Consider the following 13,255-nt stretch of genomic DNA (forward strand, 5'->3'; position numbering starts at 1 on the left):
GCTGCAGTCCTTCGCCTTCTGGGACATCGCGACATTCCTGCTCAACGGCTCGTTGTGGGTGTTCGTCGGCGTCCAGATCCCAGGTGCGCTGCGCGGCATCGTGGGCGTCGACGGCGGAGTTCGCCACGCCTTGTTCGTGGCGTTGGTGATCACCGGCGTGGTCATCGTGTCTCGCATCTTCTGGGGAGAAATCACCACGCTGCTGATCCGGCTCATCGACCGCCGCGAGGTGCAACGCGAACGTCGGGTCACCTGGCGGCAACGCTTCGTCACCGTCTGGGCGGGATTCCGGGGCGCCGTCTCGCTGGCCGCGGCGGTGGCCGTGCCGGTAACGACGCTGAGCGGCGCGCCGTTCCCCGACCGCAGCCTGCTGATCTTCATCGTCACCGTCGTCATCCTGGTGACCGTGTTGGTGCAGGGCAGTACGCTGCCCGCCGTCGTCCGCTGGGCGAACATGCCCGAGGACGCCACCCACGCCGAGGAGCTGCAACTGGCTCGTTGTCGGGGCACGCAGGCCGCCCTGGCCGCACTGCCCACGGTCGCCGACGAGGTCGGCCTCAGCGACGAGCTCAGGCGGCGGCTACAGAAGGAATATGAGGAAAAGGCCGCGTTGGTCCTGGCGACCGAAAACGGTTCGCCGGACACCCGCATCCTCAAGGGTCGTGAGAAGGTCCGCCGGGTGCGGCTGGGCGTGCTCGAACACAAGCGCCGGGAGATCACCGCGCTGCGCAACCAGAACCTGATCGACGACATCGTGTTGCGCGAGTTGCAGAACGAGATGGATCTCGAGGAAGTGCAGCTTCTCGCCGCCGCGGTCGACGACGGCGACGAGGAGGAGTAGGGCCCGTCGGTGCCCGACCGTACAGTCGGGCCCATGCTGCACACCGTCGCGATCCGCGGGTATCGCTCGCTGCGCGAGGTGATCCTGCCGCTGGGCCGGCTGTCGGTGATCACCGGCGCCAACGGCGCCGGCAAGTCGTCGCTGTATCGCGCGCTGCGGCTGCTAGCCGATTGCGGCCGCGGCGAGGTGATCGGGTCGCTGGCCCGCGAGGGCGGGTTGCAATCGGTGCTGTGGGCCGGCCCCGAGCAGCCGGCCGGCGCGCGACGCTCCGGGAAAACCGAGGGCACCGTGCGCACCCGGCCCGTGTCCCTCGAAATGGGTTTCGCCGCAGACGATTTCGGCTACCTGGTGGATCTGGGCCTGCCGCAGTCTGCCGGGGAGTCGGTGTTCGCCCGCGATCCGGAGATCAAACGCGAGGTGCTGTTCGCCGGTCCGGTGCTGCGGCCCAGCACGACGCTGGTGCGACGATCGCGCGTCTTCGCCGAGGCCAGCGCGGATTCCGGCGGCGGTTTCGACGAGTTGTCCCGGACCCTGCCGTCGTATCACAGCGTGCTCGCCGAGTACGCCCACCCGCACGCGCTACCCGAGCTGGCGGCCGTGCGAGAACGATTGCGCGGCTGGCGGTTCTACGACGGCTTTCGGGTGGACGCGGGGGCGCCCGCGCGCCACCCGCAGGTGGGCACCCGCACCCCGGTGCTCGCCGACGACGGCAGCGACCTCGCGGCCGCGATCCAGACGATCCTCGAATCGGGGTTCGACGACCTGACCCGGGCGGTCGCCGAGGCGTTCGACGGCGCCACCGTCTCGGTGGCCATCCATGATGGGTTGTTCGACCTCCAGCTGCGTCAGCGCGGCATGCTGCGCGCACTGCGCGCAGCCGAGTTATCCGATGGCACACTGCGTTTCCTGCTGTGGGCCGCCGCGCTGTTGAGCCCGCAACCGCCGTCGCTGATGGTGCTCAACGAGCCCGAGACCTCGCTGCACCCCGACCTGGTGGCACCGCTGGCCTCGCTGATCCGCACCACCGCCGCGAAGACCCAGGTCGTGGTGGTCACCCACTCCCGCACGCTGCTGGAATCCTTGGGCACAAGTCCGCTGGGCGAGGGCTCCGACGGCGAGGCCGTCGAAATCGAGCTGTACAAGGACTGGGGCGAAACACGCATCAGCGGCCAGACTCTGATCACCACACCCCGGTGGGACTGGGGCACGCGCTAGGCGAAAATTGCCCACTAGGCAATCTTGCCCACCGGGCAAGTTCGGCGTACGTTGGGCGCTATGAGCGGGCTCCGGGAGCGCAAGAAGGCCGACACCCGGCGCGCGCTCAGTGACGCCGCGTTGCGGCTGGCTTTCGAGCGCGGCCTGGAAAACGTGACGCGCGAGGACGTCGCCAACCTGGCCGGCGTCTCACTGCGCACGTTCAACAACTACTTCAGCGGCAAATACGAGGCGCTGGCCTACCGGCAGGCCGAACGCGTGCGTCGCAGCGTCGATGCGCTGCGGCAGCGGCCCGCCGACGAACCGCTCTGGACCGCGCTCACCCATGCCGTGCTGGAACCCCTGGAGGCCGACTTCGGCGATGTGCACGGTGACGAGAACCGCGTCCCCAGCCGCCAAGAGCTCGTCGAGGTCCGCAAGCTCGTCATGCATCCGCAAGTGCGGAATTCGTTGCCGCACAACCTCTTCGACGAGTTACTCAACGTCATCGCCGAACGCACGGGGACCGACCCCGATCACGACCTGTACCCCCGGTTGGTGATGGCCGTGGTACGGGCGGTCGGCGACGCCGCCGCCGACGCCTACGTGCGGGCCGATCCGCCGGTGGCCATCACCGCCCTGATCCGCGAGGGCTTCGCCGCCGTCAGCGCCGGACTACCCGAACCCACCAGAAAGAAGGCACGTCATGGCTGACGAACACGCCGACGTCGTCATCGCCGGCGCCGGGCCCAACGGACTGCTGGTGGCCTGCGAATTGGCGCTGGCCGGCATCAGGCCCGTCGTGTTGGACGCCCTGCCCGGTCCCAGCTCCGAGCCGAAGGCGAACGGCCTTGTCGGCCAAGTGGTTCGGATGCTCGACTTGCGCGGCCTGTACCGGGAGTTCACCGGTGACCCCAATCCCCCGCAACCGGTCTACGGGTGGATCTTCGCGGCCATGACGCTGAACTTCTCCCAAGTGCCCGATAACCCGATGTACGCGTTGCCCATCCAGCAGCCCCGGGTGGTACGGCTACTGGAGAAGCGGGCGCGGGACCTCGGAGTGGACATCCGCTGGGCGCACCAACTCACCGGCCTGCGGCAGGAAGCGGATTCCGTTGCGGTGACCGTGTCCTCGCCGGAGCGCGAGTATCGCATCGACGCCGGTTATCTGGTGGGCGCCGACGGTGGGCGCAGCCTGGTCCGCAAGACCGTGGGCATCGGGTTTCCCGGGTACACATCGCAGACCGTCGGGCGGCTGGCCCACGTGCACATCCCCGACGGACTCCGCCGCGCCGACGGCGGCATCGAAGTTCCCGGGTTCGGCCGGATTGCGTTCGGTCACACACGATTGGATTGCGGCGGGCTGATCTATGCCGAGTTCGAACCGGGCCGCTCGCTGTTCGGCACCATCGAGTTCGGGCCGCCGGTGGAGGACAAACCGATGAGCCTGGCCGAACTGCGCGAGAGCGCGCGTCGCGTCCTCGGCGTGGATCTGCCGTTCGAGGAACCGAAAGGCCCGGGGCCCCACGCGCTGCGCCGGATCAACGGGCAGAACACACGCCACGCGGAGCGCTACCGCGACAAGCGCGTTCTGCTGCTCGGCGATGCCGCCCATGTGCACAGCGCCATGGGCGGGCCGGGCCTGAACCTTGGCCTGCAGGACGCGATGAACCTGGGCTGGAAGCTGGCGGCCGAGCTCATGGGAACGGCGCCGGCCGGACTGCTCGACACCTACCAGTCCGAGCGCCACCCCGTGGGTCAGCGCGTCATGATGCACTCGATGTCGCAGACCGCCCTCATGGCGCCGGGGCCCGAAGTCGCTGCGCTACGAACGCTCATGGGCGAACTGTTCGCCCTTCCCGACGCCGCCCGGCACATGGCGAAGCTGCTGGCCGGCAACGATGTTCGGTACGACGTAGCTGATGACCATAGACTGTCGGGCTGCCTGGTGCCGGACCTAAGGCTCGATGACGGCCGGCGCGTCGCCGAGCTGCTGCACGACGCTCGCCCGGTGTTGCTCGACCTCGACGGCGCCGTCGCGGACACGGCAAGTGGCTGGACCGATCGTGTCGACACCGTCACGGCGAGCATCGCCGAGCGGCCCGCCGCGGCGCTGCTGATCCGGCCGGACGGCTATGTCGCATGGGCCGCCGACGAATTCGGGCCGGCCGACGAGGCGGCCCTGCGCGCGGCGCTGCAGCGTTGGTTCGGGCCGCCGACGAGCGCATAGCGGCGCCAGCGGCCAGACTGGGCAACATGGCGTCCACAGAACAGGGTGAGCCCGTGCGCAGCGCCCAAAAGATCGTCGACGTCTTATCGGCGCAGGGCGTGCAGTACGTATTCGGTGTGCCCGGCGCCAAGATCGACGCCGTGTACGACGCCCTGGTGGACGGTGGACCGCAGCTCGTCGTGTGCCGCCATGAACAAAACGCGGCGTTCATGGCCGCAGCGACCGGGCGGCTCACCGGCATCCCTGGCGTCGTACTGGTGACGTCCGGGCCCGGCACCGCGAACCTGGCCACCGGTCTGCTGACCGCCAACACCGAACAGGACTCGGTGGTCGCGCTATGCGGCGCGGTGCGCCGGGAGGACCGGCTCAAGCGGACGCATCAGTCGATGGACGCCGCCGCATTGCTCAAGACGGTGACCAAGTTCACCGGAGAGGTCAACGACCCCAACGATGTCGCCGAGGCCACCGTCACCGCCTTTCGCGCCGCGGTCGCCGAGCCGCGCGGAGCGGCCGCCGTCGTGCTGCCCGCCGACGTGTTGGCCGCACCCACGACAGCGGGCATCACCCGCCGCCTTCCGATCCCCGAGTTGGCGGCGGCCCCGGCGTCCGCTATCCGCAGGGCCACCGAGGTGATCCGGGCCGCGCGCCGCCCCGCGCTTCTCGTCGGTAGCCGCGGCGCCGATCCGGACAGCTGCCTGGCGCTGCGCGCCCTGATCGCCACCACGGGTCTGCCGGTGGTGGAGACGTTTCAGGCCGCCGGGGTGGTGTCACGATCGCTGGAAGACAACTTCTTGGGCCGGGTCGGCCTGTTCCGCAACCAGCCCGGCGATGTCATCGTCGGTCAAGCCGACGTCCTGGTCACTGTCGGCTACGACGCCGTCGAATATGACCCGGGACTGTGGAACAGCGACGTCGACCGCACCGTGGTGCACATCGACTCGATTCCGGCCGGGATCGACAACAACTATCAGCCGACGAACGAGTTGCTGGGCGACATCGCTGCCACTCTCGCCGCCTTGACGGACACACTCACCGACCTCACCCTCGCGAACGAATATCAAGACGAGATCGACGTGCTGCGAAAACGCTTGTCGCACATCGATATCACCGCGGGCTCTCGAAAGCCGGAGGGCGCCGGCCTCAATCCGGTCGCCGTTGTGCTGCGGCTGCGCGAGGAACTGGTCGACGATGCCACCATCGCCTGCGACATCGGCTCGGTCTACATCTACATGGCCCGCCACTTCCGCGTATACGAGCCGCGCCGACTGCTGTTCTCCAATGGGCAGCAGACCCTTGGGGTTGCTCTGCCCTGGGCGATGGCCGCGTGCCTGACGCGGCCCGGTACGCCGGTCGTGTCCGTCTCCGGGGACGGTGGGTTTCTGTACTCCAGCCAGGAGCTCGAGACCGCAACCCGGCTGGGTTTGTCGTTCACTCACATCGTCTTTCGCGACAACACCTACGACATGGTGGGCTTTCAGGAAGCCCTCAAATACGGCCGCAAGTCCGGGATCCAGCTCGGCGACTACGACATCGTCTCCTACGCAGCGGCTTTCGGCGCCAATGGGTATCGGGTGACCAGCCTGGACGAGTTCAGCGCCACGTTACGCCAGGCGTTGGCCGAGGACGGACCCTCGCTGATAGACGTTCCGGTGGATTACAGCCACAACGTCGACCTGGCCGAACAATTACACGACGACCCGTTCGAGTAGGGATCATGGACAAGCATTCCGGCGCGTACGAGCGATTCCGCAATTGGGCGACAGGGCTTCTCGCGCATCAAGACGCCGACAACGAGGTCTATCAGTTCTCCACGATCAGCGCATTGCTCGAGGGTGTATACGACGGCGACGTCACCGTGGCCGATCTGCTGCGGCACGGTGACTTCGGCCTGGGCACCTTCAACCATCTCGACGGCGAGATGGTGGTGCTGGACGGGGTGTGCTATCGGCTGCGTGCGGACGGATCCGCGAGCCGGGCGGCGGCGACCGACCGCACACCGTTCGCGGCGGTCACCAGGTTTCACACCGACTTCGAGATCGCAATCCAAACCCTCACCCGCCGAATGGATTTGACGAGTGAGATCGACCGCCAGATCGAAAGCCCCAACCTGATCTACGCCATCCGGGTCGACGGGCAGTTCCGCGAACTGCACACCCGCACCGTGATGGCGCAGCAGCCGCCCTATCCCCCGTTGACCCAGGCCACCGAAGAGCAGTCCGAGACCGTCTTCACCGACGTGTCGGGCACCGTGGTCGGATTCCGCACTCCCGACTTCGAACAGGGCATCTCCGTGGCCGGCTACCACCTGCACTTCCTCAACAACGAACGCAGCGCCGGCGGCCACATCCTCGACTTCACTCTCGATCGCGGCACCGTGGCGATCAGCGGGGCATCACAGCTGCATCTGAGCCTGCCCCGGTCCGGTGCGTTCCTCGACGCACAGCTGTCGGGCGCCGACCTCGCCGAGCGGATCAGCAAAGCCGAAGGCCCTAAAGGCGACTGACCCGAACGCGGCCGTCAGCATGCCGATTGCGGACGACGCGGGCAACCGTGCAAGCGAAGTTCACGCAGTGTTAAGGCACCCGTCGGTCCCGCATTGATGAGTGCACACGCGCACCGCGTGTCCTCACGTTATGCGCGTTGTACAGGTCGCCAATTTCTATGGCCCTCGCTCCGGCGGCCTCCGCACCGCGATCGACCGGTTGGGCGCGGAATATTGCGCCAGCGGCCACGAGGTGTTCTTGATCGTTCCCGGTCAATGCGCCGAGCGCGCCCAGCTGTACACCGGCGTGGTGCGAATCACGTTGCCGGCCCGCCTGATTCCTTTCACCGGCGGCTATCGGGCGGTGCTGCCGGGACGGGTGAAGGCGCTACTGGCAGCCCTGCGACCCGACGCATTGGAGGTTTCGGACCGCCTCACCCTGCGGTCGCTCGGCCGGTGGGGACGCGATCACGGCGCCACGACGGTGATGATCTCTCATGAGCGCTTGGATCGCCTTGTCGGACAGGTTCTTCCGCGGAGAGCCGCGCAGAAGTTCGCCGACATCGCCAACGCGCGCACCGCGGCGAACTACGACACCGTGGTGTGCACCACCGGTTTCGCCCGCGAGGAATTCGACCGGATCGGCGCCGACAACACCGTTACCGTCCCGCTCGGTGTGGACCTGCAGACGTTTCATCCGCGCCGCCACTCCTATCTGGTGCGCGAACGGTGGGCCGCACCGACGCAGCTGTTGCTGGTGCACTGCGGGCGGCTGTCGGTGGAAAAGCGGGTCGACCGCAGCATCGATGCACTCGGTGCGCTGCGCCACGCCGGTATCGACGCGCGGCTGGTGGTCGTCGGCGAGGGGCCGTTGCGGTCCAGGCTGGAGCGACAGGCCGCGCGCCTGCCGATCGACTTCACCGGTTTCGTCTCCGATCGCACCGCGGTGGCGCAGTTGTTGGCCTCGGCCGATGTGACGCTGGCGCCGGGGCCGCACGAGACGTTCGGGCTGGCCGCGTTGGAGTCGCTGGCGTGCGGAACGCCCGCCGTGGTTTCGCGAACGTCGGCGCTTACGGAGATCATCACGCCGGACAGCGGGGCGTCGGCCGACAATGACCCGGCCGCCATCGCAAAAGCGGTCAGCGCCATCGCCAGTCGGCCCGAGCGGGAGCGACGCATCTCCGCGCGACGCCGCGCCGAGGACTTCACCTGGCACCGCGCCGCGGCCGGCATGCTGGCGTCGCTCGGGGCGCCGGCCTTCGACGACCCGACCGGTCGTTCCGAACAGACCGCCTAGCGTTTCAGAAGTCCGACGCCGCCCACGTCCCCCGGTATGCCCGGGGTGCTGGCTAGGCTCGCTGGAGACCGATGAGGAGGATCCGGTGGGAGCACGCACTCAGGTATTGATCACCGCCGCCGAGTTGGCGGACATCATTTCGGCAGGCGACCCGGTGACCATCCTGGACGTGCGCTGGCGGGTCGACGCTCCCGACGGGCGGGCAGCCTACCTGGACGGGCACATTCCGGGCGCGGTGTACGTGTCGCTCGACGACGAGCTCAGCGACCACACGGTGTTCGGCCGAGGCCGTCACCCACTGCCGTCTGGTCGTGCCCTGGAGGCCGCCGCGCGCCGCTGGGGGATTCGGCAGGGCGGCCTGGTGGTGGTCTACGACGACTGGAATCGCGCCGGTTCCGCGCGGGCCTGGTGGGTGCTCACCGCGGCCGGCATCGACAACGTCCGCATTCTGGACGGCGGCCTGGCCGCGTGGCGCTCGGCCGGGCAACGCCTCGAGACCGGGCCGGTCGATCCGGCGCCCGGGAATGTAACTGTGCCCCAAGATGATCTGTATGCCGGAGCCCGCCCCACGCTGATGGCCGAGCGGGTCGCCGAAGGCACCGTGACGCTGCTTGATGCGCGCGCACCGGAGCGCTACCGCGGCGACGTGGAGCCCCTCGATCCGGTCGCCGGCCACATTCCCGGCGCGAAGAATCTGCCCAGCACGTCGGTCCTCGCCGCCGATGGCACTTTCCTCGACGACGACGCACTCGCACAACTGTTGTCCGATCGCGCAATCGAGCGTCACGACGCGGTGGCCGCCTACTGCGGGTCGGGCGTCACCGCGGCGGTCACCATCGCGGCGCTGGCCGCGGCAGGCCGGGAGGCTGCGTTGTATCCGGGGTCGTGGTCGGAGTGGAGCTCGGATCCTGACAGGCCGGTGGAACGCGGCGACGAATAGCCGCGTCTGGTCGTGCGGCGACCGACCATAGGGCGGTTCTGGAACGCCCTAGCACGGGCGCTAGCGGATTTGAGAAGGACCTAATGGTCGAAGTACTCGTTCACCCGAGCGGCCTCACCTCCGACGGACGCTGCGGGCATTGATCTTTGGTAGCCTGTGGTCGATAGCGCCTAGGGTTCCGACTTTCGAGTGCCTGGTCCGAGCGGCGCCACCGCGCCCCCGGACGGGACGCGGTCATCTGAACGGACAAAAGCCTGGAGGACCCCGGCCGGTGCGCCGCGCGCCGCCGAGAAGGTCCTTTCATGCTGGCTCTTTGCGTTCTCTTTCTCATCGCCCTGGGCGCCGGTGCGCTCGGTGGACTGGTAGGCACCGGATCGTCGCTGGTGCTGCTGCCCGCGCTGGTCATGATGTACGGCCCGCGAATCGCGGTGCCCGTCATGGGCATTGCGGCGGTCATGGCCAATGTCGCCCGAGTTGCCGCCTGGTGGCGGCAGATTCGATGGCGACCAGTGCTCGCCTATGCGTTGCCGGGAACTCCGGCCGCCGTGCTCGGCGCCAACACCTTGCTGAGCATCCCGCAGGCGGTGGTCGACGGCCTGCTCGGCGTGTTTTTCCTCGCGATGATTCCGGTGCGCAGGGTCGCGGCGGCTCGGCAATGGCGGGTGCGGCTGCGCCACCTGGCCATCGCCGGCGCCGTCGTCGGCTTCCTCACCGGTATGGTCCTGTCCACGGGGCCGCTGAGCGTTCCCATCTTCACCGGTTACGGGCTCACCGGCGGCGCCTTTCTCGGGTCCGAGGCCGCCAGCGCCCTGGTGCTCTACGCCGGCAAGATCAGCACCTTCGGTCAGTTGGGTGCGCTCAACCTCACCGTCGCAGCCCGTGGACTGGTCATCGGCGCCGCCTTGATGATCGGACCCTTCGTCACGCGTTCCATCGTGCGCCGAGCCCATCCCCGTCATTACGCGATGCTGATCGATCTGGTGCTCGTGGTCGCCGCCGTCGGCATGTTCATCGCGACGGCGACCTGCTGAATCATGTGGGCGCTAGAATCTGCCCCGGCATGAATCCGCTTGGTAAGTCCACGCAATGACCGGCCGGCTCGACGGCAAGGTCGCGATCGTCACTGGTGCCAGCACCGGCCTGGGCCCGGTGCTGGGCTCGCGGTTCGTCCGTGAGGGCGCCAAGGTATTGCTGGCCGCCCGACGTGAAGAGCTGGTCCACGCCGCCGCCCGTGCGGCCGGCCCCGGTGCCATCGCCATGCGCGCCGACGTGACCGATGAGAATGACGTCGCGGCCATGGTGGCGCGGGCGGTCGACGAGTTCGGCCACGTCGACATCCTGTGCAACAACGCCGCCGCGCCCGGCCAGGACCGCTGGATCTGGGAGCAGACGCTGGACAACTGGAACGCCACCTTCGCCATCGACGTCACGGCCGCGATGCTGTGCACCCGCGAGGTCCTCAACCGCTCGATGCTGCAGCGCCGCAGCGGCGCGATCCTGAACTTCTCGTCCACGGTCAGTTATTCCGGCATGGTCCGCAAGACGCACTATGTCACCGCCAAGGCGTCCCTGCGCGCGTTCACCAAGGCCGTCGCGCTCGAGGTCGGCCCGCACGGCATCCGGTGCAACTGCATCGTCCCCGGGGCCATCGACACCGAGCTGTGGCGCAACTGGTTGCAACGCACCGCGACCGAGCAAGGCGTCGACGTCGACACGGTTCGCGCGAAGCAACTCAAAGGCGTTGCCTTGCAGGACATCTCCTCCCCCGACGACGTCGCCAACCTGGCGTTGTTCCTCGCCAGCGACGACAGCCGAACCATCACGGGCCAATCGATCCCCGTCGACGCCGGAGGGTACATGCAGGGATGAGCGGGCCCGCCAAGCTGTCGGTCGAACTGCATCCGCCCGCCGGAGGCTCCACGTGATGCGGGTCAGGGCAGGCATATTCAGCCTCACCGCCGCCGCACCGGCCGACGACGACAGTTATCTGCGTTGGCACCTGCTGGACCACATGCCCGAGCAATACCAGCTGCCCGGCATCGTGCACGGGTTGCGCTGGATCGCCGACGGCGACTACCCCAACCGCCGCCTCGCGTCCGAGGGACCCCTGGGCGAGATCGGCAACGCCGTGCAGTATCTCGTCACCGACCCCGTCGAGAAGACCTTCGACGACTTCGTGACCCTCGGACGCACCCTGCGCGACAACGGCCGCTTCCCCGTCGTCAGGCCATCCCTGCAAGTGGCCGGGCTGCGGCTGCTGCAGTGGCGATCCTCGCCACACGCGCTCGTTTCGCCCGAGGTGGTGCCGTTCCGCCCGCACCGCGGCGTCGTGCTGATCGTTGAGGAACCCACCGACGGCCGGGCGGACGACTGGCTGCAGTGGTTGCATGCCGAGCACTATCCGGCGCTGCTGGCGACGCCGGTCACGGCCGGCGCGTGGACGTTCAGTTCCAGCACCGGCTGGAGCCACCTGCCCCGGGGCTGGCGAACCGACCACCAGTACATCACCGTGATCTACCTCGACCAGGATCCGCTGACCACGACCGGGGCGTTGGCCCCGATCATCGAAGAGCGTTGGCGTTCAACGGCGGTGCGGCCGGTGTTCGCCGGGCCGCTGCGCAGCATGATCAGCTGGGACGCCTGGCCGTAACGAACAGGCTTTATAGTCCTCTTGAGCGTCTAGCGGAGGACACGGATGACGAATCGGAACAATCGGCGGTGCGTCGCGCACACGGCTGTCGCCCTCGGCCTGGTGGCGTTGGCGGTCGGCCTGCCGGCGTGCTTATCCAAGGGGGATCACCCGGCCGCCGCCCCGAGTTCGGGCCCGGCGTTGGCGAGCACCACCGTCATGATCGACGGGAACAAGCACACGATGATCGCCGCCGTGGACTGCACCCGGTCGGCGGCCCAACCGAGTGCGTCTCCCCCGGAATCGGGCGACCTGACCACCCGGATCAGCGTGCACGACGATGCCGCATCGGTGTCGCTGGCCGTGTCCGACGAGCAACCACCCACCGTCGACGGCTTCGCCATTTCGCTCAAGTTGGACAACGGCCAGTACCAATTGCCTTACCAGGGAACGAAATCGCCGACTCAGGTGCAAGCGACCAAGGACGGCAAGAGTTATACGGTGACCGGGACCGGCCAGGCGACCACACCCGGCCAAAGTGGTTTGCGGGACGTCACCTTCGGCATTCACGTGACGTGCCCGTAGGCAGATAGTTGTCTGCCACGACGGCCTCTGCGATGCTGACAGCTTGGACATCTTTGCGCAGTGGCAAGACGGCGGCACCGAGCTGCGATGGCGCTCGACGACCGCGGCCAACGACGGCGCAGAGGTCGCGGTGTTCACGCGCCGGTGCGGCACCGTCGGCGCGCCCGCATTGGTGTTGGTGCACGGCTTTCCGACCAGCAGCATCGACTATTTCGCACTGGCGGGTGAACTGAGCGCGGAGTTCGACATCTACCTGCTGGACTTTCCCGGCTACGGACTTTCCGACAAACCACCCGAGCCCTACACGTACTCGCTCTACGACGACGCGCGCCTGCTCGTCCATGCGATCACGCAAGTGTGGAGACTCACCGAATACCGCATGCTGACCCATGACCGCGGTACCAGCGTCGGCATGATCGCGGTGAGCATGCTGGCCGCCCTGGACCCGTCGGCCGCACCCGTCGACCTGATCTTGACCAACGCCAACATCTACCTTCCGCTGGCCAACCTCACCGCATTCCAGACCGCGCTGCTCGACCCCGCGACCGCGCGCGCCACCGCGGCGGCGACGACGCCCGAGATGCTGGCGGCCGGCATGGGCGCGAGCACGTTCATGCCGCGACGCACGCTGGAAGACCCGGAGATCGCCGCCCTGGCGAAAAGCTTTGCCCACAATGACGGAATCCGGGTGCTGCCCGACACCATCCAGTATCTGCACGAGCGCGCCGCCGACGAAACGGGTTGGCTGGAAGCGCTTTCCACGAGCGACGTCAACACGACGGTGATTTGGGGCGTCCACGACAACGTGGCACCGTTGCGGGTCCCCAACCACGTCTGGCAGACGTATCTAAGGAACAAGCCGGGCCGCAACCGCTACTGGGTGATTCCGGGCGCCGACCACTATCTGCAGTGCGACGCACCGGGGCAACTGGCCGAGATCGTGCGCCTTACCGCCCAAGGCGACGATATTTCGTTGCAGACCTTGGGAAACCAGCCCGACGGCGCGGTCTTGGTGGACCAGAGCGGCTCCTAGCTCGCCGAACGTGAAACTAACTTC

The 13,255-nt window shown here is 67.9% G+C and carries 13 protein-coding genes; all 13 read left to right on the forward strand.

What is annotated here, in order from left to right; genetic code table 11:
• Nucleotides 1-841: cation:proton antiporter (locus A5646_RS00960; RefSeq protein ID WP_197505084.1), on the forward strand; the 841-nt coding region annotated here is incomplete at its 5' end.
• Between the two features lie 33 nt (nt 842-874).
• A complete protein-coding gene (locus A5646_RS00965) occupies nt 875-2,056 on the forward strand; it encodes an AAA family ATPase (RefSeq protein WP_067019210.1) in 1,182 nt (393 codons plus the stop codon).
• A 60-nt stretch (nt 2,057-2,116) separates the two neighbouring features.
• A complete protein-coding gene (locus A5646_RS00970; protein ID WP_067019212.1) occupies nt 2,117-2,749 on the forward strand; it encodes a TetR/AcrR family transcriptional regulator in 633 nt (210 codons plus the stop codon).
• Nucleotides 2,742-4,265 carry an FAD-dependent monooxygenase gene (locus tag A5646_RS00975; RefSeq protein WP_067019216.1) on the forward strand — a complete coding sequence of 508 codons (1,524 nt, stop codon included), beginning with the start codon at nt 2,742-2,744 and terminating at the stop codon, nt 4,263-4,265. Before A5646_RS00970 ends, A5646_RS00975 begins: the two co-directional genes overlap by 8 nt.
• Nucleotides 4,266-4,291: 26 nt before the next feature.
• A complete protein-coding gene (gene alsS / locus A5646_RS00980) occupies nt 4,292-5,974 on the forward strand; it encodes an acetolactate synthase AlsS (RefSeq protein WP_066871426.1) in 1,683 nt (560 codons plus the stop codon).
• A 5-nt stretch (nt 5,975-5,979) separates the two neighbouring features.
• Entirely contained in the window at nt 5,980-6,768 is a 789-nt protein-coding gene (budA, locus tag A5646_RS00985; RefSeq protein ID WP_067019219.1) for an acetolactate decarboxylase, read from the forward strand.
• A gap of 130 nt (nt 6,769-6,898) precedes the next feature.
• Nucleotides 6,899-8,044, forward strand: coding sequence for a glycosyltransferase (locus A5646_RS00990; RefSeq protein WP_066871420.1), 1,146 nt, complete (start codon nt 6,899-6,901; stop codon nt 8,042-8,044).
• Nucleotides 8,045-8,129: 85 nt separating this feature from the next.
• Complete coding sequence (locus tag A5646_RS00995; protein WP_066871417.1) at nt 8,130-8,984, forward strand: sulfurtransferase; 855 nt, start codon at nt 8,130-8,132, stop codon at nt 8,982-8,984.
• Nucleotides 8,985-9,286: 302 nt separating this feature from the next.
• Nucleotides 9,287-10,015 (forward strand): sulfite exporter TauE/SafE family protein, encoded by a 729-nt coding sequence (locus A5646_RS01000; protein ID WP_066871414.1) that lies wholly within the window; start codon nt 9,287-9,289, stop codon nt 10,013-10,015.
• Between the two features lie 55 nt (nt 10,016-10,070).
• Complete coding sequence (locus A5646_RS01005; protein WP_066871411.1) at nt 10,071-10,853, forward strand: SDR family NAD(P)-dependent oxidoreductase; 783 nt, start codon at nt 10,071-10,073, stop codon at nt 10,851-10,853.
• Nucleotides 10,854-10,908: 55 nt separating this feature from the next.
• On the forward strand, nt 10,909-11,634 hold the full coding sequence (locus A5646_RS01010; protein WP_067019223.1) for a hypothetical protein: 726 nt from the start codon (nt 10,909-10,911) through the stop codon (nt 11,632-11,634).
• Between the two features lie 45 nt (nt 11,635-11,679).
• Entirely contained in the window at nt 11,680-12,198 is a 519-nt protein-coding gene (locus tag A5646_RS01015; RefSeq protein ID WP_066871405.1) for a lipoprotein LpqH, read from the forward strand.
• A gap of 43 nt (nt 12,199-12,241) precedes the next feature.
• A complete protein-coding gene (locus A5646_RS01020; RefSeq protein WP_066871403.1) occupies nt 12,242-13,231 on the forward strand; it encodes an alpha/beta fold hydrolase in 990 nt (329 codons plus the stop codon).
• The last annotated feature ends 24 nt before the right edge of the window (nt 13,232-13,255 follow it).

Origin of the sequence: Mycobacterium sp. 1245499.0, assembly GCF_001673615.1 — a bacterium.
Taxonomy (GTDB): Bacteria; Actinomycetota; Actinomycetes; order Mycobacteriales; family Mycobacteriaceae; genus Mycobacterium; species Mycobacterium europaeum_A.